Source organism: Bradyrhizobium centrolobii, assembly GCF_001641635.1.
GTDB lineage: Bacteria > Pseudomonadota > Alphaproteobacteria > Rhizobiales > Xanthobacteraceae > Bradyrhizobium > Bradyrhizobium centrolobii.
This window is the reverse complement of the sequence record NZ_LUUB01000062.1, coordinates 79,212-102,732: the sequence shown is the minus strand read 5'-3', so window position 1 is coordinate 102,732 and position 23,521 is coordinate 79,212. Positions and strand designations below refer to the sequence as shown.

The window sequence follows — 23,521 nt, the reverse complement described above, 5'->3', positions numbered from 1 at the left end:
GCTTGAGGCTAACCGCCCGGGATCGGCAGGACCGGCATGATCTCGACGGTCTCGCCGGGGAAGATCGCGAAGTGCGGATGGTTCTCGAACATCTTGGCGGCGGCCTCGTGGGAGGCGGCGCGGACCACGGTGAAGGCGCCCATCTGGTTGGAGATGTCGGCGATGCCGCTCGCATCGACCTTCTTGGTCTTGCCGAGCGGGCCGCCCATCGCCTGGATCGCGCCCTGATGCTTCTCGACCCAGGCCTTCCAGGCCGCCATGCCCTCTTTTTCCTTGGCCTTGCGCTCGGCCTCAGAAAGCGCATTCCAGGCTGCCATCTTCGGGCTGGTCTTGCTGCCGAGGAAGACGGCGAGATAGGTGTCGGTGCTCATCGGTCGTTTCTCCTTTGGTGATGATTGACGGAAGCCGTGCCGCCCCGGCGCTACTTCTTCTTCAGGTCGGGAAAGCCGGCGGCGGCTTCCTGCACCTCCGGCGGGAAATCGGCCATCTCCTGCACCTGGCGGATCTCGATGACCTCATTGGGCGAGGCAGGGCACTTCTTGGCCCAGGCGATCGCTTCCTCGCGCGAGGCGACCTCGATCATCCAGTAGCCGCCGAGGACTTCCTTGGCCTCAGCGAAGGGGCCGTCGGTCACGATCGGCTCGCCGGTGGCAAACGACACGCGCGCGCCCATCGACGGCGGATGCAGGCCATCGAGCGTGATCAGGACGCCCGCGTCCTTCAGCGCCTCGTTGTAACGCATCATAGCGGCGACGCGTTCGGGATCGAGCTGCACGTCCGGCGGTGCGGTCTCGTAGCCGAGGGGGATCATCAGCATCATGAATCGCATGGGGGGTCTCTTATTGTTGTGAACGTCCGAATCTTTCCCCACCGTCATTCCGGGATGCGCCGTGAGGCGCAGGCCCGGAATCCATTGATCCGCCGTCGCTGCGGCCCGATGGATTCCGGGCTCGACGCTCCCGGGCCCGCGCTTTGCGCGGTCCCGCCGCGTCGCCCCGGAATGACGAGTGCAGAGTTATTCCTTCGCGGCATACGCGCGGGTGCGCTCCTCCTGCTCGCGCAGCTCGGGCGTGAAGGCTTCGCCAAAATCCTCGGCCGAAAACACCTGGCGGATCTCGATCTCGGAGCCGGGCTCGAACGGCGCACGCTTCATCCAGCCGATCGCCTCGTCGAGCGAGCTGGTCTTGATCAGCCAGAAGCCGGCAATCAGGTCGGGCGAGAGATTGAACGGGCCGCGGGTGACGCCCGCCCTCACCGGCCTCGATCACGCCGGCCTTGGCCATCTCCTCGTTGAACTTGCCCATGGCCGCCAGCATCTCCGTGGTCGGCATCTTTCCGGCCTCGGTATCCTGGTTCGCCTTGACGATCACCATAAAGCGCATCGACCTTGCTCCAGTAACATTCCTGGGACGGGCCCGCTTGACCCGCGCTCCCCTGTAAGACGAACGCCGTTTTACCGATCCGACAGGGGGCGAAAATTATTTTCGGAGGTCATGGCAGCGGACGTCAGCGCGGCTGCGGGAGGAATCGGCCATCCTGCCAGGCCGCGCCGAAATAAACCTCGATGCGGCGGACCTTGTCATCGGCGAAGGTGAAGAACTCGGTATTGCGAAAACTCCTGCCATCTGTTGCCAGGCAGCGATAGATCACGACGGCCTCGTCGCCGGCGACGAAGATGCGCTCGATGTCGTGGCGAGCGATCCAGGCGGTATCGCGCCAGCAGCGTTCAAAATAGGTCGCCTTGTCGAGATCGTCGTCGAAGGGGCTGGTGAAGCGGAAGTCGTCGGCCAGGGCATCACTGACCTGTTGCCGGTCATTGGCGAGATAGGCAGCAAAGAGATTCTTGATCAGGCTCTCGCGATCGGCCGGCATCGTCGCACCCTTCCCTGGATTCCATTACAAGACGAATCAGGCGCGGACGTGCCGACATGCGTCGTGCGCAGTTCCATGCGCACCGATGAAGGTATTTTTGTCGCACTCGCCGTCGCCCTTCGAGGCTGGCCCAGCGGCGAACTTGCGCGGCAAGGCTCGCGCCTCAGGGTGAGGTGACAAAGTTTGAATCGTTCCTGCTCTACCGCTCCACCACCACGTCGGCTCTCCCGCGCCCCTCCGGCAGCCCCTCCTCCATCGGCGCTGCGCGACGGCCATGCTTTGAGACCTTTCTTGGCGGGATGAAACCGCAGTAAAAGGAGCCAAGCGCTCGCGCGCAACCAACCTTTCGAACGATAGATAGGACAGATTAGCAGATGCCGCAGGCCCCGCAAAAAGTCGCCCTCGTCACCGGAGCCGCACGTGGCATCGGGCTTGCGGCCGCCAGGAAATTCCTCGCCGAAGGCTGGCGCGTGGCGCTGCTCGACATCGAGGGCGAACTGCTCGGCCGCGCGCTCGCCGAGATCGGCCAGGGCGAGGCGACGCTGGCGCTGACCTGCGATGTCTCCGACGCAACCGCGGTCGGCGCCGCGATGAAGACGATCGAGCGGCAGTTCGGCCGGCTCGATGCGCTCGTCAACAATGCCGGGATTGCCGTTTTCGCGCCGCTGATGGAGACGTCGGACGTCGACTGGAGCCGCGTGCTCGAGGTCAATCTCACCGGCCCGTTCCTCTGCACCAAGGCGGCGGTGCCCCTGATGCGCGAGGCGAGTGGCGGCGCCATCGTCAACTCACCTCGATCTCGGCGGTGCGCGCTTCGACGTTGCGCTCCGCCTACGGCACCAGCAAGGCGGGGCTGGCGCATCTGACGAAACAGCTCGCGGTCGAGCTCGCCTCGCTCAACATCCGCGTCAATGCCGTTGCGCCGGGACCAGTCGACACCGCGATGGCCAAGAAGGTGCACACGGCGGAGATCCGCGCCGACTATCACGACGCCATTCCGCTCAACCGCTACGGTCTGGAGGAGGAACTCGCGGAGGCGATCTTCTTCCTGTGCTCGGACCGCGCAAGCTACATCACCGGTCAAATTTTGGCCGTCGATGGCGGCTTCGATGCAGCGGGCATCGGTCTGCCGACGCTGCGCGGGGAGCGCCGCAACGGGTAGGGCTCTGTAGGGTGGGTTAGCGTCGCGTAACCCACCTCGTCTGTCGCCTCGGCTGCAAAAGTGGTGGGTTACGCTTCGCTAACCCACCCTCCGATGTCGAACGTGCGGAGAGTGCTATGCAACGCACTGCCTTTGTCAGGACTATGATGCTCTCAGCAGCATTGCTCGCCGCCGCGCCTGCCTCGGCCGAAGTCCGCATCATCCAGAGTCCCGGCGGACAGGTCGGACCGTTCCTCGATCTGTTCGAGAAGGTACGCGAGAGCGGCGAGCGCGTGGTGATCGATGGACCCTGCCTGTCCGCCTGCACGCTGGTGCTGAGCATCGTGCCGGTCGAGCGCATCTGCGTCACGCGGCGCGCGGTGCTCGGTTTTCATGCCGCACGTTCGGTGGACCGGCGCGGGCACTTCTATGCCGAGCCGGAAGCGTCCGAGGCCGTGCTGCAAGCCTATCCCGGCCGGGTACGCGACTGGATCAGCCGCCACGGCGGCCTGAGCTCGCAGCTGTTGCTGTTGAAGGGGCGCGAACTCGCCGCGATCTATCCACGCTGTCGATAGCGTTTCGCGATCGCTCCATCGGACGCAGACTGCGATCGTCGTCGGAACCAGCAGAGTACGTCACAACTGTGAACCGCGTCACACTAACGCCAAGTTGGCTTGGCATACCTAAGAGCACACGACACGGATGTCTGCAGAGGTATTTATGAGCAGTATCAGCACCGACGGACATCCTGATACGCAAGCTCAGTCATCACTCTTACGAAAATGGAACGAGCTGGCTGTCACCGCTGCGTTCCTGATCACGAGCGCAGTCGCTACCGTTGGCTGGCTCTACGTGCTCGCAGAGGGAGCCATGGCCACCGTCAACTGGCTGTTCTCCTAGAAGAGAATTTGAATCATCGGAGCGAGCTTCACGCTGGCGCAGATGAGCATCCCCCACAGAGCAAAGTTGATTTGTAGCGCCGCCGCCATCGGTCGCTCCCCTTCCAAGTGACGTCCACCCTGGTTTTTTAAATCTTATAAGACAAGGCTACCCGATTCTGACCCGAAGTTCACAGCCTAATATTGCGCCAATTGTTGTGCGATGCGGTCCGCTTCATTCCGTGAAGTTCGCGCGTGCTCTCGCAGAATGAGGCAAGAGCAAGAGTCCATATTCGGCAATGCCGGCGACGTCGTTTCCCTTAAGTCCGATTTCACAGTCGCGGTGCAAAGGTTTCCACGCGGATGTTTGCGTGGTGCGTACTGCACGGCAGGTCCGGCATGACTCGATACATCTTCATCTTGCTTAGTTTTTGCGCAGCGCTCACCGGATGCGCAACCGCGCCGGCGGCGGAGCGGCGCCCGATCGCGTGGGACGGTCTCGGCCGGGACCCGAACCGAACCGCTGTCACAAAGCATCGCGTTGTGAAGCATGCACCGGCGGAGAGCGACGCCAATTCGAATCTGGAACGTGAAAGGGTGCTGGCGACGCTGCGCCCTTATTCGGACGCGTGGTGGGCGGTCCACGATGAAATCGAGGCCGAGAACGACAGGCAGCTCGAGTCGAAGCTCATGATCTGCCGTCGCTGTGCTCCGCCGGCGCCGCGCGAGGATGTCACCGGATCGATCCGCTGAAGCGGCGCACCGCGACTAATCCGCGGTGATGTAGCTTGCGCCCTCCCCCGCAGACGGCGGGAAAGGGCATTGTTTGTGTCAGCACATCATCCGTGCGATCAAATTTGCGCTTACATCCCTTCAGCCGGGCAGTTCACCATCCAGGGGATGCCGAAACGATCGACACACATGCCGAAGCCCTTGGCCCAGAACGTCTTGCTGAAGGGCATGGTGACGGTGCCGCCGTCGGCGAGCGCGTTGAACTTGCGTTCGGCCTCCGCCGGATCGGCGAGCGTGAGCGAGATCGAGAACCCTTGCGGCTTCTGGACATGCTCGGGCGGCGCGTCGGAGGCCATCAACACGCTGCCGTCGGGCAGCGACATCCGCGCGTGCATGATGGTCTTCTCGCGGCCGGGCGCGGCGGGCATGTCCGCGGGCGCCTCGGAGGCGCGTAGCATCGCCTCGATCTTTCCGCCGAGCGCCTTGACGTAAAAGTTGAATGCCGCTTCGCAGGTGTCCTGATAGAACAGATAGGGATTGAGCATCGTTTCTCTCCTTGGCAGTGAGGCGTTACTTCTCGGTGAGCTTCTTCAGGCTGGCGAGCCCGGCCTCGAAATCCTTGCCGATCATGCTGTCCATGTTGATGAAGACCTGCATCAGCTTGGACAGGAACGGGGCCGGACCGTACATCGTCCATGTGACCAGTGTTGCATCACCTTGCGGCACAAAGGTGAACTCCGCGGTGTCGTGACCTTCGAACGGCCGCTCGAAATCGAGCTTGATGCGGAGTTTTGACGGCGCGTTGGCCTCGAGGATCTCCATATGGCCGGCGCCGACATTGTTGTTGCCGTCCCAGGCATAGGTCGCGCCCTTGCCCTGCTCTGCGCCGCCGAACGTGCGCTTCATCGCGGGATCGCGGCCTTCATAGGGCGACCAACCGGTCCAGCGGTGAAAATCGGCGACCAGCGGATAGATGGCCTCGGCCGGCGCCTTCACGGCGAGCCTCCGCTCGACACGGAACGTGTCGGGCTTGGTGAGGGCAAGGACGAGGACGGCAGCGATGCCGACCGCGATCACGACGACGAAAATGGCAATGGCTTTCAGCATGAATGGTTCCCTTGGGTATGGGCTTAGGACGAAGGGGAGAGGCTGAAGCCGACAGGTGGAACAGAAATTTTTCGACGGGCTGCCCGCCCCCATGCCCGGGCATAGCCGTCCGAAGGACGGCGTTGCTTCCGCTCGCCTATGTCCCTGGCATCCACGTACTTGGAGAGCAAGACAAACGTGCATGGCCGGGACAAGCCCGGCCGTGACGAACTGGAGAGAGCCGCCCTACTTCGCCTTCGCGCCCCCTCTTGCCCCTTTCGGCTGGCTGTCCCGGATCAGGCGATCGAGATGCATGCGGATGTGGGCGGCTTCCGCCGAGGTGTTGGCGAGCGCAATGGCGCGGTCGAAGGCGACGCGGGCCTCGTCGTTGCGGCCGAGCTGCATCAGGAAGGCACCACGCACGCCGTAAAAGTGGAAATAGTTGGCGAGCTTCGGCGCCAGCGGCTCGATCATGTCGAGCGCGGCTTGCGCTCCGCGCACCTTGGAGACGGCGACCGCGCGGTTGAGCGTCACCACCGGCGAAGGCTGCATCAGCTCGAGCGCGCCATAAAGCAGGTCGATCTGCGTCCAGTCGGTCTCCTCCGGCGTCGCCGCCCGCGCATGCAGCGCCGCGATCGCGGCCTGAATCTGGTAAGGGCCGCTGCGGCGGTGGCGCATCGCCTTGTCGATCAGCGCCAGTCCCTCGGCGATCATGGTGCCGTTCCACAGCGAGCGGTTCTGGTCCTCGAGCAGGATCAGCGAGCCGTCTTCGGCAAAGCGCGCGGCGCTGCGCGCATGCTGCAACAAGATGAGTGCCGTGAGCCCCATGATCTCCGGCTCGCTCTGGAACAGCCGGAGCAACAGCCGCGCCAGCCGGATCGCCTCCTCGCACAGCGGCTTTCTGATCTCGGCGGTATCACCGCTCGCCGAATAGCCCTCGTTGAAGACGAGATAGATCATCGCCGCGACGCCGGCGAGCCGTTCCGAGCGCTCGACCGCGCCGGGCGCCTCGAACGCCACGCCTGCCTCCGCGATCTTGGCCTTGGCGCGCGTGATGCGCTGCTCCATCGCCGCTTCCGAGACCAGGAAGGCGCGCGCGATCTGCTTCACGGTGAGGCCGGAGACGATGCGCAAAGCGAGCGCGATCTGCTGCGTTGCCGGCAGCTGCGGATGGCAGCAGATGAACATCAGCCGCAGGATGTCGTCGCGGTAGTGCGAGCCGTCGAGCCGTTCGGCAAGCTCGCCCTCGGCGTCGTCGAGATCCGAGATCGCCTGGTCGTCCTCGGGCAGCGGCTCCTGCTTGCGGGCGCGGCGGACCTCGTCGATGGCGACGTTGCGGCCGACCATGATCAGCCAGGCGGCGGGATCGCGCGGCGGCCCATTCTGCGGCCAGGTCTTCAGCGCGCGCAGGCAGGCGTTCTGGAAGGCCTCCTCGGCCGTGTCGAGATCGCGGAAATAGCGGAGCAGCGCGCCCACCGCCTGCGGCCGCGCCGAGGTCAGCGCGGTCTCGATCCAGGCGGCATCGGTCTCGCTCACGTCAAATTCCCTCCGGGCCTGAACACGCCGACGGGACGCACCTCATAGGCGCCGCCGGGATTGGCCGCGCCAAGCTCGCGCGCGACGTCGAGCGCGTCGTCGAGATTCTTGCAGTCGACGATGTAGAAGCCGAGCAGCTGCTCCTTGGTTTCGGCATAGGGGCCGTCGAGCACCAGCGGCGGATCTTCCTTCCGCAAGGTCGCAGCCGCGGTTGTCGGCAACAGCCGCGCCACCGGCCCGAGCCGGCCCTGTTTGGTGAGCTTCTCCTGCACCACCGCGAGCTTTTTCATCACAGCCTCGTCCTGGTCCTTGCTCCAGGAGCCGACGAAATCCTCATCGTGATAGCAAAGGATTGCATAGAGCATGGGCGACACTTTCCTCGTCTTGTTTTGAAGACGAACCACTATGCCCTGCCCCGACAGCGGTGCGGAAATAATTTGCGAGAAAAATCCGGCAGATCGTGCCAAGGAGGGCCTTCAAAAGCGGAACCCGATGAGGCACCTGGAATGACCAAAGGCACACTGGCCGTCCTGATCAACAGCACGCAGCAGAACTGGCTTCCGGCGCGCTGGAAGACCCGGTTCGAGGCGGTCTGCGGCGGCCGCCGCGTGGTGCTGCTGCCCGACGCCGGGCTCGATCCGGCCGAGGTGCACTATGCCGCGGTGTGGAAGCCGGCGCCGGGCGAACTCGCCGCGTTCTCGAACCTGCGTGCGATCTTCAATCTGGGCGCGGGCGTCGACGCCCTGATGGCCGACCGCAGCCTGCCCGACGTGCCGGTGGTCCGCGTCGCCGTGCCGGATCTGACGGGCCGCATGACCGAATATGTCGTGTTGCACGTGCTGATGCACCATCGCCAGGAGCTCTACTTGCGACAGTCGCAGCGCGAGAAGCGCTGGGAGCCGAAATACCAGTGGCCGGCGAGCGCTGTCACGGTCGGTGTCATGGGATTGGGCACGCTGGGTGCGGACGCGGCCGCGGTGTTGCGGCGGCTCGGCTTCCGTGTCACCGGCTGGAGCCGCAGCCCACGTTCTGTCGAAGGCGTCGAGTGTTTTCACGGCGCCGCGCAGATCGACGCGTTCCTGCGCGCGACCGACATCCTCGTCTGCCTCCTGCCGCTGACACAGGAGACCCACGGCATCCTCAACCGCGACGTCTTTGCAAAACTCAACCGCAAGGGCCCGCTTGGCGCGCCTGTCCTGATCAACGCCGGCCGCGGCGGCTTGCAGAACGAAGCCGATATTCTGGCCTGCCTCGACGACGGCACGCTCGGTGCCGCCTCACTCGACGTGTTCGTGCAGGAGCCGCTGCCGCAGGACTGCCGCTTCTGGACCCATCCGAAGGTGGTGCTGACGCCGCACAACGCGGCCGACACCGATGCGGAAGCGATCTCGGCCTATGTCGCGGAGCAGATCGCACGGTTCGAGGCCGGCGCCGCGCTGGAGAACGTGGTCGATCGGGCGCGGGGGTATTAGCGATTTGCTGCCTGAAAGAGGCACGACCGCGCCGCCTACTCAGCGTCGTCCCGGCGAAGGCCGGGACCCATACCGCGGAATCCATCGATCGTGGTTGGTCGCAGTACCGAGCGCCGATCCTCCGCCAAACTACGCCCTGTGGTTATGGGTCCCTGTGTCTACGCTCCGCTTCGCTGCGCTTGTCCGGGACGACAGCTTAACCTTTGCCGCCCACCATCACATCGATCGCGCCGTTGACGATCGCTTCCAGTTCCTTGCGCGGCACGCGGGCGCGGGAGCGGATGGCGATCGAGTGCACCGTGGCCGAGGCGAGCTGCGCCAGCACGGCGGGATCGGCGGTCTCGGGTAACTCGCCCTTCTCCTTCGCCCGGCGGAAGCAATTGGCAAAGGCCTTGTCGAGCTCGGTGAGCCCGTCGAGCACCATGGCGCGGATCTCGGGATCGCCGACAGCTTCGGAGGCTGCCGTCACGACCGTGAAGCAGCCGCGCGGGCCGGTGTCGCCGGAGAGGTAAATGTTCAGCGCGGAGGCGAAGATGCGCTCCAGCCGCTGGCGCAGCGGCATCTCCTCGCGAAAGATCGCGACCATCGATGCGCGCGCCTCCTCGCGGTAGCGCTGGTAGCTCTTGATGTAGAGCTCGCGCTTGTCGCCGAAGGCGCCGTAAAGGCTCGGCCGGTTCATGCCGGTCGCTTCGCTGAGATCGTCGAGCGAGGTCGCCGCAAAACCCTGCCTGCGGAACAGGTCGAGCGCCTTGCCGAGCGCGACGTCGGGCTCGTAGGCGCGCGGGCGGCCGCGGCGTTTGGGCTGTTCGGGTGCCGCGTTCGGCCCCTTCGGTTTTTGTACCATTTCGCAAAATAATCCTTGACCCGATCTATATTATGCAAGACAGTACAAAAATCAATCTGGCCAGGTTGAGCGAAACTCAGCGAATTGCCCAAGGAGGCTACAGATGGATCTTTATTTCTCGCCGCTCGCCTGCTCGATGGCGACCCGCGTCGCGCTGTATGAAGCCGGCGCCGAGGCGAACTATCTCGAAGTCGATCCGCCGACCAAGACGGTGCTGAAGGACGGCTCCGACTTCCGCGCTGTCAATCCGATTGGCCTGGTGCCGACGCTGCGCACCGACGAGGGCGTGGTGCTGACCGAGAACGCGGCGATCCTGCAATATGTCGCCGACCGTTTTCCGCAATCCGGCATCGGCACGGGACCCGGCATCGATCGCACGCGGCTGCATCAGTGGCTGTGCTTCATCGGCACCGAGCTGCACAAGGGCCTGTTCGTGCCCGTGCTCGACCGCAAGGCGCCGCAGGAAGCCAAAGCCTACGTGCTGGAGAAGAACCTGTCGCGGCTCGACTATCTCGACAACTACCTGAAGGGGCGCGAGTTCCTGCTCGATCATTTCAGCGTGGCCGACGCCTATCTCGTCACGGTCATCAACTGGACCATGGCGACGCCGCCGATCGAGCTCGCGAAATGGCCGAACCTGAAGGCCTATTACGAGCGCCTGCGCCAGCAGCCCTCGATCGCAAAAGCGATCGCGGAGGAGTTCGAGCTGTACAAGGCCGAACAGGCGCGGCGCAAGGCGGCGGCGTAGCGAACGGTCGAGGCATCGTCGTCCCGGCCTCCGCGCCGGGACGGCAGCATCATCTGCCCTGCGCAAAATGCGGTTGGCGGCGAAGGAAAGCGATGCTGATCTCAATGCTTCGCATGGGGTCGGCCGAAATGTCCTGCTCGACGAACACGTGCTCCACGCCGCTCTCAAACGCAGCGTCGAGTATCGCGGCGAAATCGATCGTGCCACGCCCCAGCTCGGTGGTCGATCCATCCGTCGCCATGTCCTTGAGATGAAGCAGGCGAAATCGCGATGGATGTGCCCTCAGAACACGCGCAGAGTCGAGATTGCCCCTTGCCGCCCAGTAGACGTCGAGCTCGAACTTGACGAAGCGCTCGTCCGTGCGGCTGAGCAGAACGTCGTATGGCAGGATGCCGCCAGCGAGGTCTGCGAACTCGAAATCATGATTGTGATAGGCGAGCGTCAGGCCGGCCCGCGCCGCCAGTTCACCGATCCTGTTCAACTCGTCGCAAATCCGCTTCCAGTCATCGAATGTCTGCCGCTCCGGCGGATCAAGCCATGGACAGACGACGAACCGGCTGCCAAGCGAATGGGCGAGGTCGAACGATGATCCGGTCTTGTCCCGCAGGTTGCCATATTCGAGATGCAACGACGGTGCGCTGAGACCGAGGCTGCGCAAAAGCTCGCCGGTGCGCCTCACGTCAGGGCCGAGAATGCCGGCGAACTCCACCTCACTATAACCGAAGAGAGCAACGTTGCGCAGGGTGCCCTCAAAGTCGTTCTTTAGGAGGTCGCGGAGCGTATAGAGTTGGAGACCGATCTTGCGTCCCTCGCTGGCGGATGCCGAAGCCGCTCCCATTGCTGCTCCGGCGGCCAGACATTGAAGGACATCGCGCCTGCTGGGTGCCGCGCCTCGATTGATCGAGCCCTTTGGACTGCCGAGGCCGATACGCACGGCTATCTCGGCGCCTCGAGGACGATACCGTAGCGGCGATAGATCCGATCGATCGTGCCGTCGTTCCGCAGCCGTTCCAGCGCTCCGTCGATGGCTTCGCGCAACGCATCATCCGGGCGGACCATGCCGACGGCGACATTCCAGTTGAGATCGGCGACGCTCTCGTCGCGATCCAGGATGCGGAAGGCCTTGTCCGGATGCGTCAGGTTGAAATAGCTCGCCGCAGTTGGCGTGACCGCGGCGGCGTCGATCTCATTGTTCGAGAGGGCCTCGAGGCTGTCGCTCTCGAAGCCGAAAGTCGATGTGGGCACGTGCCGTTGACCGATGATCATGGCCGCGACAGATCCGACCTGCACCCCCACTTTGGTACGCCCGTTGAGGCTCTTGAACGAGGTGAGCGCACTGGATGACGGCACCGCGAGCGCGACGCCCGTGCGATAGTACGGTTTCGATATCCTCAAGCGGGTTTCGCCCTGCGCCTCGCGGTCGGCGATGACATCCAGAAGAATGTCACAGCCGGCGCTGCGCATCTGGTACTGGGTGATGATCCAGTCGAGCCTCAGCGACACGCCGAGCTCGCGCGCCAGCGCCTGTCCCAATTCAACCTGAAATCCGGGAGGATTGCCGGCCTTGCGCGCGAAGGGAAGCGAGTTCGGATGGGCGCATAACCCGAGCACGCCGTCCGAGCGGATCGCGTCCAGGGTTCGCGCCTGCGCCGGTCCCGACAGCCCGATGGCGGCACCGACGATGAGCGGGACAATTGCCTTCATTCCGCGTCCTCATTTGGATGGATCGGCTCTCGGCGGTTCAGCCTTCGCGCGGCTTCAAGGCGCGGATGTATTTGACGATCTGGTCGATCTGGGCGTCGGTGAAGGCGCCGTCGAATGCTGGCATCGCGCCTTGCTTGCCCTGCTTGATGCGGTTGCGAATAAATTCGTCGTCGCGCGGCGAATTCATCAGTTGCGGCCCCTTGCCGGCAGCCCGGCCGCCATCGGAGTGACAAAAGCCGCAAGTCCCCGCGAATACCTGCTCGACCTCGAATGTCCCGTTCTCGGGCGCAGGCGTGGCGGGTTGTGCTTGAGCCACCTCAGCGAACAGCAACGAGGCGCCCAGCACCATCGGAATCGTCTTCAAATGCGATTTCAACACGTCCGCTCCATTCCTGAATCACGTGCGGCCGCTTCAATCGACCGAGGAGCGGGCTTGTACCCGCTCCTCGGCAGATCGCTTGCGGCAGACTATTTCAGGCTGAAGACGACGAGGGCACCGTCGTCACGCGGCATGCTCTTGTAGACGCCGCCGAAGTTCGGCGCATATTCGTCCGCCAGCATACCGCCAAAGCCTGCGGCCACGGCGATATATTGCTTGCCGCCAACGGAGTAGCTGACGATGCCGCCCTGATGGCCGGTGCCGTTGTTGTGATTCCATAGCTCGGCCCCGGTTTCGGCATCGTAGGCGTGAAGGACGCCGCGGGAGTCGGGCACGAACACGAGATTACCCGCGGTCGACAGCACGCTCCCCAGCGGCGGCTCGGGATAGCGAACCTCCCATTTTTTCGCTCCCGTTATGGGATCGCGCGCGTCGAGGTGTCCATAGATCTCGCCGCCCGGAGGAGGCGCCATCTTGAAGTCGGCGCCGATGTTGAGCTGGGCCTGTGGCGTGGTGACCGGCGTCGTCTTCTGGATATCCAGCGTCATGCACCATTCCTGGCCGATCTTGTAGTAGAGACCGGTCTTCGGGTTGTATGAGCCGGCATTCCAGCTGATGCCGCCGCCAATGAACGGACACAGCGGCGGTTCAGTGACTTTCCCGACGGGGAAATCGCGACGGCCGATCAGCGCGCCTGTCTTGGGATCGATATCCTTGACGAAGTTGATGTTCTCAACCAGCCGCCAGACATTCTTCACGCCAAGATTGCGGTCGTAGACGAAGACGAAGCCGCCCTTGTTCGGATGGACCACGAGCTTCTGGCCGTCGCGCTCGAGCATCACGAACTCACCGACGGCGCTGTCGAAGTCCCAGGCGTCGTGCGGCAGCTCCTGATGGTAGAATTTCAGCTTGCCGGTATCGATATCGAGGCCGATCACCGAACTCGTATAGAGATTGTCGCCGGGACGCGCACCTTGCGTCTTGTAATCAGCGCCCGACCAATCGTAGAGCGGCGCCGGGTTCGCGGTGCCCCACAGGATGGTGTTGGTCTCGGAGTCGTAGGTTCCCGGCATCCAGCCGCCGCCACCGCCGGTGCGCCAGGAATCGCTGCCCCAGGTCTTCATGGCCTCGTCGGTGCCTGCGACCGTCAGGAACTCCCACTTCTTCTTGCCGGTCGTGGCATCGACGGCGAAGATCGGGCCACGGCCCGGCCATTCACCACCTTGCGCGCCGATAATCACGCTCCCCTTCGCGTAAAGCGGCGCGCCGGTGAAGCCGACCGTAAGCTTCTGCGAGTCTATCAGCTTGGTTTCCCAGAGGACCTTTCCCGTCTTCGCATCGAGCCCGAAGAGACGTCCATCCATCGTGCCGACGAAGACCTTGCCTTCACCGAGAGCTACGCCGCGGTTGTAGGGAGAGTGGGTCTGTCGGCTGATGAGCGCCTCATCCAGCTCCGGAAAGAACGACCAGATGACCTCGCCAGTCGCGCCGTTCAGCGCAAAGACCCGGCTGTAGGAACCCGAGTAATAGAGCACGCCATCGGCCACGAGCGGCATTGACTGCAGGCCGCGCGTCGATCGTCCGGGAATGTGCATCCAGGCGACGCTCAGATTGCCGACGTTGTTCGCGTTGATCTGCGCGAGCGGGCTGTAGTGATAGGATTTGTATGAACCGTGATAGGTGAGCCAGTCGTTCTGACCGGCGGCCTCGATCCGGGCCGTATCCACGGCTTGAGCCAACGCCGCCGATGCCGCAAGTGTCGCACCGACGAGAACAGGTAAACCTGAGTTAAGCCACTGCTTCCTCATATGCACTTCCTCCCGCTTGTGTTTATTGATTGCGTCTTGTAAGCGCCGCTGCGAGGGGTGTTTGCAGTTCAGTACGCGTCGATCGTTCTCCATCGGAGATGAGCTGCCAACAGATGTCCCCCTCTCCCGGCGCATATCGCCAAAAGAGCTACGTTCACTGGAGTGATTGCTGTTGCACTTCTGCTCGCCGTCACAGAGTACGCCGGATCACAGGGAGTGCAAAGATGGAATGCGCGCACGGCGTGAATTTCACGCGCGAAGGCGGATTTGAAAACGGCAGCGACGCTGACCGTTTTGTCTCAATCGACAAATCTCGGACTGAAGCGGGTTACCCGTAAACCACTTTCGGCAGGAACGTGACGATGCGCGGCCGGAGCGTCAGCAGGAGCACGAAGCCGACCATGATGACGGGATGGGGCAGCGTGACGCAGCCGATACAGCCGAGCCCGTTACCTCACCCCGCGCGTCCATAGATCGCAACTGCATTGTCCGACGACACCAATCCGCTCTCGATGTCGTCGCGCACGTTTTCCGGCGCGCGTTCCCGGGGATCGCCGATGCCGGCGCCGCCGGGCGTCATCACCACTAGCCGGTCGTCAGACGGCACGATCTGAAAGCCCTTGCCCCGCATCTTCTGTCCCGACTTCAGGCCGACATAGCCGGCCTCGCCGTCACGTCCGCCATCGCGCCCGCGCGGCGGGTGATCGATGCGATCGAACGCTGCCAGGATCTCGAACGGTGCATCGACTCCGCTGCCGACCTCGATGATCTGGCCGAGTCCGCCGCGGGTGCGCCCTGCTCCGCCGGAATCCGGACGCAGCTCCTTGCGCCAGAAGATCAGCGGCGTCTGCGTCTCCGCGATCTCGACCGGCGTGCCGCGCACGCCGCTGGGATAGGCGGTCGCCGACAGCCCGTCCTTGCCGAAACGTGCGCCAGTGCCGCCATTGCTGGTCACCGCCATCGAGAACCCGTAATTGCCGCCGACGCCGCTGCGGGTCTGGCCGCGCACGTTGAGATTCCACAGGCACGAGGTGCCTTCCGCCGGCACGCGCTCTGGAATGATCTGGCGCAGGCAGCCGAACACCACGTCGGGCAGCATCTGGCCGATCACGTGGCGCGAGGCGACCGGCGCGGGCTTCGGCGCGTTCAGGATCGCCCCTGAAGGCGCCGATACCGTCAGCGGCGAGAGCGAGCCCGCATTGTTCGGGATCTGCGAGGCGACGACGCAGCCGAGGCCGAACACGGTATAGGCCGTGGTGTACGACAAGGGCACGTTGATGCCGAACTTCGAGGCGGGCGAGGTGCCGTCGAAATCGACGTGAATACCGGCATCCGAGATCGTCAGCGTCGCGGCCAGCGTCACCGGTGCGTCATATCCGTCGACGACCATGCTGTTGCGCCAGCTTCCCTTCGGCAGCTTGGCGATCTCGGCCAGCACAGCCTCGCGCGAGCGGTCGCAGATGTAGTCGCCGAGTTCATCGAGCGTATCGATGCCGAACTCGTTCATCATCTCGACCAGGCGCTCGCAGCCGACGCCGTTGCAGCCGGCGAGCGAATAGGTGTCGCCCTCGGTGTCGATCGGCAGCCGCGTGTTGGTGCGGATCATCGCCATCAGCGTCTCGTTGACGACGCCCTGGTCGATCAGCTTCAGCATGGGGATGTAGAGCCCCTCCATGAACACGTCGGTGGCGTCGGGCCCGAAGCCGATTCCGCCGATGTCCATGAGATGGCTGGTGCAGGAGAACAGCGCGACGACCTTGCCGTCCTTGAAGCAGGGCGTGGTGACGACGAAGTCGTTGAGATGGCCCGTGCCCATCCAGGGATCGTTGGTGATGTAGGCCTCGCCTTCCTTCATCGTATGAATCGGAAAATGCGCGATGAAGTGCTTGACCGATTCCGCCATCGAGTTGACGTGACCGGGCGTGCCCGTCACCGCCTGAGCCAGCATCCGCCCCTTGAGGTCGAACACGCCGGCCGAGAGGTCGCCGCATTCGCGCACGATCGGGCTGAAGGCTGTGCGCAATAGCACCTGCGCCTGCTCCTCGACCACGGCGATCAGCCGGTGCCACATGATCTGGAGGTCGATCAGGCTCGTGCCGCTTGCATTGCTCATGATTACGCCGCCTTTCGTTCCATGACGATGCTGCCGGCACCGTCGATATGGGCGTCAAAACTGGTCGAGACAAAAGTTGATGTCTCATCCTCGGCGATCACGGCGGGACCGGCGATGGTCGTGCCCGGCGCCATGTCCTCGCGGCAGTAGAGCGGGATCTCGATCACTTCCCCGGCCCGGCCGTCGAAGAATTTGCGGCTGCCGGACGCCTTGCCGGCCGGCTTGCGCGTAACGCCAGCAACCACAGGCGGATTGCGCGCCTCGGTGGACGCGAGCACCGACCAGCTCAGCACTTCGATCGCCGCGCCCGGGATCGGCCGCTCGAACATCGCAGAATAGTCCGCCTCGAATTTCTGGCGCAGGCCCACGAGATCGACCGTCGTCAGCCGCCGGTTCGGCAACTCGACCGTGATCTCATGGCCCTGGCCGACATAGCGCATGAAGGCGGCGCGGCGCTCGCGCACCGGCGCACCGGCGGCACCCGGCTCGACCAGCGCGCGCGCTTCGGTCGCCATCTCCTGGAGCAGATCGGAGACCGCCTCGGTGTCGAAATCATCGAGCCGCACGTGACGGCTGCGCACCAGCTCATAGGCGATGGGGGCTGCAAGGAATCCAACGGCCGAGCCGACGCCGGCGTTCGATGGCACGATCACCCGGGATACGCCGATCTTCTCGGCGACACGCGCTGCATGCAGCGGCGCGGCGCCACCGAAAGCGATCAGCGTGTGCTGGCCGACCACGGCGCCGCGCTCGACCGCGTGCACGCGCGCCGCGCTCGCCATGTTCTCGCAGACGACCTCATGCACGGCATAGGCTGAGGTTTCCGCCGAGAGTCCGAGCGGCTCGCCGACGTCGCGCAGCAGCGCTTCTTTCGAGAGCTCGGGGCTGAGCTTGATCGTGCCGGCCGCGAAGGCATCGGGATCGATCATGCCCAGCGCAACGTCCGCATCCGTCACGGCGGGACGGGTGCCGCCGCGGCCGTAGCAGGCGGGCCCAGGCTCCGACGAGGCGCTCTCGGGGCCGACGGTGACGCGCTTCATCGCATCGACATGGGCAATCGAGCCGCCGCCGGCGCCGATCTCCACCATCTCGATCACGGGGATGCGCACCGGCAGGCCCGAACCTTTGAGGAAGCGCGCGGCGCGATCGACCTCGAACACGCGCGAGGTCTCCGGCTGAAATTTCTCGATCAGGCAGATCTTCGCCGTGGTGCCGCCCATGTCGAAGGAGAGCACCTTGCTCTCGCCAAGGCGCGCCGCGATCTGCGCCGCGAAGATCGCGCCGCCGGCCGGCCCGGATTCAACGAGACGCACTGGAAAGCGCCGCGCCGTCTCGATCGAGGTGACGCCGCCGCCCGAGGTCACGAGATAGATGGCGCCGCGGAACTGCTCGACCTGCAAGGCGTCGGCCATGCGCGCGAGATAGCCGTCGATCAGGGGCTGCACATAGGCATTTGCGACCGCGGTCGAGGTGCGCTCATATTCGCGGATCTCGGGACAGACCGCCGAGGACACCGTCACGGAGATGCCGGGCATCTCCTCCCCGAGGATCGCGGCCGCACGTCGCTCATGCTCGGGATTGGCGTAGGAGTGCAGGAAGGCGATCGCGATGCTCTGGACATTGAGCGCACGCAATTTCGGCGCGAGCGCGCGCACCGCGGCTTCGTCGAGCGGGAGACGGACGGCACCATGCGCGTCGATGCGCTCGGGAACGGTGAAGCGAAGGCTGCGCGGCGCCAGCGGCTTCGGCTTGTCGATCGAAAGGTCATATTGATCGTAGCGGCTCTCGGTGCCGATATCGAGCACGTCGCGAAAGCCGTCGGTCGCAATGAGGGCCGTCCTCGCGCCGCGCCGCTCGATGATCGCGTTGGTGGCAAGCGTGGTGCCGTGAATGAAGACGTCGATGTCGCTCATATGCGCGCGCGCATCGGCGAGAATGAGACGCATCCCGTCCAGCACCGCCTGCTCCGGGCGCGCCGGCGTCGTCAGCACCTTGCGCGTCTTGCGATCCAAACCTACGTCCAGCACGATGTCGGTGAACGTGCCACCGATATCGACGGCAAGCCGCACCTCCGCTCCCTCAAGCATTCCAAAATTCTCCGTGCTGATCGTCAAGACCCGGGGTGAAAGTTCAGCAATTTCCGTGCCAGCGGCAGCGCCGACGGCGCTGCGCCCCGCTATTCTGCTTGGCACCTATGCGATAGGCAAGGCGTGTTCGCCTCGCGTGCGATCAGAGCAGGAATGCAAGCGCCGCTTCGCAGCGCTCCTCGACCTTGAGCGCGAGCAGATCGTCGGCGCGGGTGCGCCCGAGATTGACCGCGGCGATCGGGATCAGCCGGCGCGCAGCCATCTGCACGAAGCGGAAGCCGGAATAGACCATCAGCGAGGAGCCGACGACCAGCATGGCGTCGGCCTGCTCCAGATGATCCTGCGCGGTGGCGACGACATCGCGGGGGACGTTCTCACCGAAGAACACGACGTCGGGCTTGAGGATGCCGCCACAGGACTCGCAGGCCGGTACGCTAAAGGAGGCAAAATCCGCGTTCTCGAGATCGGCATCGCCGTCCGGCGCATCCGCGGCATCGAGCGCCAGCCATTCCGCATTGGCGCGACCAAGGGCGTCCTGGAATTCATTGCGCGGCGTCTTGCGGCCGCAGCCCATGCAGCGGACCAGATCGAGCCGGCCGTGCAGATCAATCACCTGCTGGTGGCCGGCGGATTGATGCAGCCGGTCGACATTCTGGGTCAACAGCATCTCGCACCGCCCGCTCGCTTCGAGCCGGGCCAGCGCATGATGCGCATCGTTCGGACGAGCCTGGCCGAACCGCTGCCACCCGATCAGGCTGCGCGCCCAGTAGCGCTGGCGCGTGCGCTCCTCGGTCATGAAGGCCTGGTAGTTGACCGGCTGGGTCCGCTTCCAGTTGCCATGGCTGTCGCGATAGTCGGGAATGCCCGAATTCGTGCTGCAGCCGGCCCCGGTCAGAACGAACAGACGCTCGTGCCGGTCAACGAATTCCTCAAGCGGATGTTTTGCCATGGGCGCAGATGTAGTCTGCGCCACGCGGTTTTGCCAGATGTGCTGCGGACGCTCCGCCGCAAGGGTCGGAGCTAGTCTGTACTCATAACGCGCACGTCAGCTTCTGACGGCCAAGCGGAAATAGTGCGATCAGTCGGAGCGCTACCGCTCGTGACCCGCAACAGACTCTCGTGGCGGAAATTGGCTGCACCACAGCAGACGTTGATGCATCCGTACGATAAGCGGCTCCGGCGGACGAGCGTGCGCGTGCATGGAGTGGATCATCGCCCCCGCCGTTCAAGATGCCTCTCTACTAGCACATTCGACGGGACGCTACTCGGCCCGCTCGTACGTGGTGACAACTACGATGTCCTGACCATTTACGGTGCTTTTGAATGTCGGCGTTGTCACCGTCAACTTGTTGCCCGCCGTCTCCACCTGATACGTCCGGGTGGTGCCGATCCATGACTGGACCCAGGCGATATCGACATTGTAGACGACCTTGTTGCCTTCGGTCTTATAATTGCCGCCCCACGCGAACATGCTCTTGAAAAGTTCGACGCGTTCCGCGTCCGAGGGCTCGGCCTTCTCGTTCTTTTTCCGGTCTTCTGACACCGCGAAGATAAGGAAGCGGCCACCCTTGGTGTAGTAGGCGTAACCTAGCGGGTGCTCGCCGAACGTAGCGGCGGTCTTGCCCGTCGCCACTTCCGTGCGAGCAAAGCTTGTCAGCTTCCACGTACCGACAATCGAGGATGCCAAATCCTCGGCTGCGACCGGTTGGGCCAACGTCAGAGGGAAAGAAAGAGCTACTGCTGAGATCAGAGTGCGTTTCACGGTAACCTCCCAATTTGGTTGAAAGCGCCGCGACGCGTGAATTATTGTCCCCTAGAAACGAGTGCGCGTCGTGCGAACTGTGAGCACTACTCGCGCCGACAATAAAAGAATGTCGGTAATGAAGGCATGCCTGCCGACGGTCACGCTGCCTGTTCTCCCCGACCAGAGACCTCGTCGCGCCCCGGTAAACAGCAGCTTCTTACAAACTACACCGGTTTACGGCTTATGTGGAAGGGATATGGCAAGTTCCTGCTGTTGGCCCTCAGCCGACCAAGGCCGGTGCGCGTCGTTGCGTCGGTTTTCAGCGATCCATCGGACGTGGGCCCCGGTCGCTTTTGCCGCCCCATGGGCGACTTCAACATCAGTATGGCCTCATATTTTCCGAAGCAAGCTTTGGCGAATCGCCGACGTCTTCTATGCGTCGGCGGCGCCGGATGTGAAAGCGTTGCACAAGACCAATCCGCGAACTAGAACTCAAAAAGATCCTGAAACAGGACGTTAACTTGGTACCGTGCGAACAAGGCGTTTTTGGCTCCAGCGAGTGGGAGCTCGATCTTTCGACGCGCCAACTGCGCGCCAATGGCGTCACCGTCCCGATCGGCAGCCGCGCTTTCGAGATCGTCGAGACGCTGGTGAGATCGGATGGCCAGCTCGTAACCAAGGACGAGCTCGTCAGGCACACGTGGCCGGGCGCCACCATCGTTGAGGACGGCACGCTCCGGGTTCATATCTCGGCCATCCGCAAAGCGCTTGGCGCGGATCGGGGGATGCTGCAAACAGTGTCCGGTCGTGGCTATCGCCTGCTCGGTAACTGGACAATCCGGCAGGACCGCGCGCCTGCGAAGCCTGAGCAAGCGACAGCGGCACCAACCTCGTTTCGGACAAATGTTCCGGTAGCGGCAAGCGCGCTCGTCGGTCGAGAACCGGCGGTGCAGCATCTGTGCAATCTCGTCTCTGCTTACCGCGCGGTGACGCTGACGGGACCCGGCGGGATCGGGAAGACCGTGTTGGCATCCGAAGTGGCCCGAAGGCTCTTTGCGACCATCGCCAGTGACGTCTTTTTCGTCGAACTGGTCTCACTGTCGGATCCCGGGCTGGTGCCGTCCACGGCGGCGAGCGTGCTCGGGCTGCGATTGGGTAGCGACGATATCGCGCCGGCTTCGGTCGCCCGGGCCATCGGCAAGAGGAAGGTGCTGTTGGTCCTCGACAATTGCGAGCATGTCATCGATGCTGCGGCAGAGTTGGCCGAGACGCTCCTTCACCTGTGCCCACATACGACAGTGCTAGCGACCAGCCGGGAGGTGCTCCGGATCGAGGGTGAGTTCGTTTACCACGTTGCCCCGCTGGACGTGCCATCGCAGCATCAGGAGGCATCAAGCGACGTTCTCGCGCGCAGCGCCGTGCAACTGTTCATTGCAAGAATGGATTCAGTGCAGGAAAACTTGCTGGCTCAGGGCGAGAACCTTCCGGCGATCGGGTCAATCGTTCGACGACTGGACGGCATTCCACTTGCCATCGAGTTCGCCGCAGCGCGCGCTGCCACGTTTGGCATCCAGGAGGTCGCCGCACGCCTTGACGATCGCTTCGCGTTGCTCACGGGCGGTCGGCGCACGGCGTTGCCGCGGCATCAGACGCTCCGCGCGACGCTCGATTGGAGCTACAAGCTCCTGCCCGAGACAGAGCGAGTGCTGCTTCATTGCCTCGCGATCTTCGTCGGCCCGTTTTCGGTGGACGCGGCCTGCGCGGTGGCGAGCATGACTGAAACGGATCTTGTCGACAGCATCGGCGGTCTTGTCGGCAAATCATTGGTCCTGAAAGCCGAGAACTCCGTCGGCCCGCAGTTTCGCCTGCTGGAAACGACGCGCGCCTATGCGTTCGACCGGCTCTCCGAGAGCGGCGCCTTTGCTGAAGTTGCCCGTCGTCACGCCGAGTATTTTCTGAAGGTGCTGGGCCAGGTTGAAGTAGAAGCACAGTCGATACCGTCCGACCAACGTCCTGTCGCGTTTGGCCGCCGTGCCGATGAGATTCACGCAGCGCTGGAGTGGGCGTTCTCCAGCTCGGGAGACCCCTCGATCGGCGTAGCGCTGACGATCGCGGCTGTTCCTTTGTGGTTCGACCTGTCCCAACAGACCGTCGCCCGTGGTCGCATCGAACAGGCTCTGACGCATGCTGAGACGGGCTGCGAGGAAGAAATGCGGCTGCGCATCGCCTTGGGTTATTCGTTTTGGTACCTTGGCCCAGCTACGTACGCCATCGAGCCGAACTTTGCCCGTGCGCTGGAAATCGCCGAGCGTATCGGCGCCGCCGCGGTGACGACCCGGGCATTGTGGGGATTATGGGCGGCGCATCGCGGCAGGGAGGATCATCGTGCCGCGCTCGACGCCGCGCTTCGCTTCGCGGATGCTGCCCGCAACGCAGGCGATCTCGGCGCCACCCATCTCGCCGACCGCATCATTGCTCTGACCCATCATCTGTTGGGTCATCAACAGCTCGCGCAGGAATTGACCGAACGCACGCTCCGCCGGCCGCACCGCCTCGACCCGTCGATGGGCATGGGTTATCAGGTCGAAACACCAGTTGCGATGCCGGCTTTGCTGGCTCGCATCTTATGGATTCGGGGGTTCCCGGATCAGGCGACGGCGGCGGCGGCGGCGGCGATAACGGCCGCAGGCAAGGCTGGACATTCGTTCGCCCTCGCCTATGCCTTGGCTTTTGCGGGCTTGCCGGTGGCGCTGTGGACCGGCGCGCTCGACGCCGAGCGGCTGCTTGATATGTTCGCCGCACACGCCGCGGGAAATCGGAACCTGGAAGAGTGGCGGCTGTGCTATGCACGAGCGCTTGAATTTCGACAGGGCAGCGAGGGTGAGACGTTGATCGCGTCGTTTATCGAACCGCGTGTGGATCCGTCGCGGATCGCGCCGTTCGCGGATCGGCCGATCGGGGCCCGCATCCCGGTGCCGCTGCCAGGCGAGCCGCCGGCCGACTTGCCCTGGAGTGCGCCGGAGCTGCTTCGGGTCGATGCCATGTTGCTGCTCTGGCATCACGCGCCAGGGGCCGATGTGGCCGCGGAAGCCAAGCTGCTCCGCGCCCTGGAGGTCGCCGGCGAGCAGTCGGCATTGTCGTGGGAGCTGCGTGCTGCAATGAGCCTTGCACAGTTGTGGCAGCGTCACGGCCGAGCCGCTGAGGCGCGCGATCGGCTGATGGCGACATACGAAAAATTCACCGAAGGGTTCGGCACCAGCGACCTGGTGCGGGCGAGAAACCTGATCGCGGACCTGGAATCGGATAAGGCATAGGCATGACGTAGAGGCCAACCGCGGGCGTCGCTCATCGCTCGCCACGCGCGCCCTGACTGCGGC

23 protein-coding genes and 1 pseudogene are annotated in these 23,521 nt (G+C 64.0%); 7 read left to right on the top strand and 17 right to left on the bottom strand.

Features of this window, described 5'->3' with window-relative positions; translation table 11 throughout:
* Positions 1 to 8 precede the first annotated feature (8 nt).
* The 4 genes from AYJ54_RS19600 to AYJ54_RS19585 all read right to left on the bottom strand — a co-directional run bounded on the left by AYJ54_RS19600 (position 9) and on the right by AYJ54_RS19585 (position 1,872).
* On the bottom strand, positions 9 to 371 hold the full coding sequence (locus tag AYJ54_RS19600) for a YciI family protein (protein WP_063701249.1): 363 nt from the start codon (positions 369 to 371) through the stop codon (positions 9 to 11).
* Between the two features lie 50 nt (positions 372 to 421).
* A complete protein-coding gene (locus AYJ54_RS19595; RefSeq protein ID WP_063701246.1) occupies positions 422 to 829 on the bottom strand; it encodes a YciI family protein in 408 nt (135 codons plus the stop codon).
* Between the two features lie 186 nt (positions 830 to 1,015).
* On the bottom strand, positions 1,016 to 1,255 hold the full coding sequence (locus AYJ54_RS19590) for a YciI family protein (protein ID WP_430641438.1): 240 nt from the start codon (positions 1,253 to 1,255) through the stop codon (positions 1,016 to 1,018).
* A 251-nt stretch (positions 1,256 to 1,506) separates the two neighbouring features.
* The gene (locus AYJ54_RS19585; protein WP_063701244.1) at positions 1,507 to 1,872 is read right to left on the bottom strand and encodes a nuclear transport factor 2 family protein; all 366 of its coding nucleotides are present in this window, start codon (positions 1,870 to 1,872) and stop codon (positions 1,507 to 1,509) included.
* Positions 1,873 to 2,246: 374 nt separating this feature from the next.
* On the opposite strand from AYJ54_RS19585, the pseudogene AYJ54_RS19580 reads away from it, so the two are divergent.
* The 4 genes and pseudogenes from AYJ54_RS19580 (at position 2,247) to AYJ54_RS53715 (ending at position 4,644) form a co-directional block, all read left to right on the top strand.
* Positions 2,247 to 3,034: pseudogene (locus AYJ54_RS19580) on the top strand (SDR family NAD(P)-dependent oxidoreductase).
* A 143-nt stretch (positions 3,035 to 3,177) separates the two neighbouring features.
* Positions 3,178 to 3,588: a hypothetical protein gene (locus AYJ54_RS19575; protein WP_430641439.1), complete on the top strand. Its 411-nt coding sequence runs from the start codon at positions 3,178 to 3,180 to the stop codon at positions 3,586 to 3,588.
* A 145-nt stretch (positions 3,589 to 3,733) separates the two neighbouring features.
* Positions 3,734 to 3,913 (top strand): hypothetical protein, encoded by a 180-nt coding sequence (locus tag AYJ54_RS19570; RefSeq protein ID WP_136623810.1) that lies wholly within the window; start codon positions 3,734 to 3,736, stop codon positions 3,911 to 3,913.
* 575 nt (positions 3,914 to 4,488) lie between these two features.
* On the top strand, positions 4,489 to 4,644 hold the full coding sequence (locus AYJ54_RS53715) for a hypothetical protein (protein WP_347337221.1): 156 nt from the start codon (positions 4,489 to 4,491) through the stop codon (positions 4,642 to 4,644).
* A 110-nt stretch (positions 4,645 to 4,754) separates the two neighbouring features.
* On the opposite strand, the gene AYJ54_RS19560 is transcribed toward AYJ54_RS53715, so the two are convergent.
* From AYJ54_RS19560 to AYJ54_RS19545, 4 genes are all read right to left on the bottom strand, one after another.
* A complete protein-coding gene (locus AYJ54_RS19560; protein ID WP_063701232.1) occupies positions 4,755 to 5,168 on the bottom strand; it encodes a VOC family protein in 414 nt (137 codons plus the stop codon).
* Positions 5,169 to 5,193: 25 nt separating this feature from the next.
* Entirely contained in the window at positions 5,194 to 5,730 is a 537-nt protein-coding gene (locus tag AYJ54_RS19555; protein ID WP_063701229.1) for an SRPBCC family protein, read from the bottom strand.
* Positions 5,731 to 5,955: 225 nt separating this feature from the next.
* Positions 5,956 to 7,245: an RNA polymerase sigma factor gene (locus AYJ54_RS19550; RefSeq protein ID WP_063701227.1), complete on the bottom strand. Its 1,290-nt coding sequence runs from the start codon at positions 7,243 to 7,245 to the stop codon at positions 5,956 to 5,958.
* Positions 7,242 to 7,610 carry a YciI family protein gene (locus tag AYJ54_RS19545; protein ID WP_024337611.1) on the bottom strand — a complete coding sequence of 123 codons (369 nt, stop codon included), beginning with the start codon at positions 7,608 to 7,610 and terminating at the stop codon, positions 7,242 to 7,244. Before AYJ54_RS19545 ends, AYJ54_RS19550 begins: the two co-directional genes overlap by 4 nt.
* Positions 7,611 to 7,751: 141 nt before the next feature.
* Here AYJ54_RS19545 and AYJ54_RS19540 point away from each other — a divergent pair, with 141 nt between their 5' ends.
* Positions 7,752 to 8,717: a 2-hydroxyacid dehydrogenase gene (locus AYJ54_RS19540; protein ID WP_063701224.1), complete on the top strand. Its 966-nt coding sequence runs from the start codon at positions 7,752 to 7,754 to the stop codon at positions 8,715 to 8,717.
* Positions 8,718 to 8,913: 196 nt separating this feature from the next.
* On the opposite strand, the gene AYJ54_RS19535 is transcribed toward AYJ54_RS19540, so the two are convergent.
* Entirely contained in the window at positions 8,914 to 9,561 is a 648-nt protein-coding gene (locus AYJ54_RS19535; protein WP_063701221.1) for a TetR/AcrR family transcriptional regulator, read from the bottom strand.
* A gap of 103 nt (positions 9,562 to 9,664) precedes the next feature.
* Here AYJ54_RS19535 and AYJ54_RS19530 point away from each other — a divergent pair, with 103 nt between their 5' ends.
* Entirely contained in the window at positions 9,665 to 10,309 is a 645-nt protein-coding gene (locus tag AYJ54_RS19530) for a glutathione binding-like protein (protein ID WP_063701218.1), read from the top strand.
* A gap of 49 nt (positions 10,310 to 10,358) precedes the next feature.
* Here AYJ54_RS19530 and AYJ54_RS19525 read toward each other — a convergent pair whose 3' ends face one another.
* The 8 genes from AYJ54_RS19525 to AYJ54_RS19490 all read right to left on the bottom strand — a co-directional run bounded on the left by AYJ54_RS19525 (position 10,359) and on the right by AYJ54_RS19490 (position 20,162).
* A complete protein-coding gene (locus tag AYJ54_RS19525; RefSeq protein ID WP_245329078.1) occupies positions 10,359 to 11,147 on the bottom strand; it encodes a sugar phosphate isomerase/epimerase family protein in 789 nt (262 codons plus the stop codon).
* Positions 11,148 to 11,245: 98 nt separating this feature from the next.
* Positions 11,246 to 12,013, bottom strand: a complete 768-nt coding sequence (locus tag AYJ54_RS19520; protein WP_063701212.1) for a substrate-binding periplasmic protein — start codon at positions 12,011 to 12,013, stop codon at positions 11,246 to 11,248.
* 37 nt (positions 12,014 to 12,050) lie between these two features.
* Positions 12,051 to 12,362, bottom strand: coding sequence for a c-type cytochrome (locus AYJ54_RS47450; protein WP_082905755.1), 312 nt, complete (start codon positions 12,360 to 12,362; stop codon positions 12,051 to 12,053).
* A gap of 119 nt (positions 12,363 to 12,481) precedes the next feature.
* A complete protein-coding gene (locus AYJ54_RS19510; RefSeq protein WP_063701210.1) occupies positions 12,482 to 14,200 on the bottom strand; it encodes a pyrroloquinoline quinone-dependent dehydrogenase in 1,719 nt (572 codons plus the stop codon).
* A 454-nt stretch (positions 14,201 to 14,654) separates the two neighbouring features.
* The gene (locus tag AYJ54_RS19505; RefSeq protein WP_063701207.1) at positions 14,655 to 16,313 is read right to left on the bottom strand and encodes a hydantoinase B/oxoprolinase family protein; all 1,659 of its coding nucleotides are present in this window, start codon (positions 16,311 to 16,313) and stop codon (positions 14,655 to 14,657) included.
* 2 nt (positions 16,314 to 16,315) lie between these two features.
* On the bottom strand, positions 16,316 to 18,400 hold the full coding sequence (locus tag AYJ54_RS19500; RefSeq protein ID WP_063701463.1) for a hydantoinase/oxoprolinase family protein: 2,085 nt from the start codon (positions 18,398 to 18,400) through the stop codon (positions 16,316 to 16,318).
* 142 nt (positions 18,401 to 18,542) lie between these two features.
* Positions 18,543 to 19,349 carry an NAD-dependent protein deacetylase gene (locus AYJ54_RS19495; RefSeq protein ID WP_063701204.1) on the bottom strand — a complete coding sequence of 269 codons (807 nt, stop codon included), beginning with the start codon at positions 19,347 to 19,349 and terminating at the stop codon, positions 18,543 to 18,545.
* 312 nt (positions 19,350 to 19,661) lie between these two features.
* Positions 19,662 to 20,162, bottom strand: coding sequence for a lipocalin-like domain-containing protein (locus tag AYJ54_RS19490; protein ID WP_161491882.1), 501 nt, complete (start codon positions 20,160 to 20,162; stop codon positions 19,662 to 19,664).
* Between the two features lie 503 nt (positions 20,163 to 20,665).
* On the opposite strand from AYJ54_RS19490, the gene AYJ54_RS19485 reads away from it, so the two are divergent.
* Positions 20,666 to 23,458, top strand: a complete 2,793-nt coding sequence (locus tag AYJ54_RS19485) for an ATP-binding protein (RefSeq protein ID WP_063701199.1) — start codon at positions 20,666 to 20,668, stop codon at positions 23,456 to 23,458.
* Positions 23,459 to 23,521 lie beyond the last annotated feature (63 nt).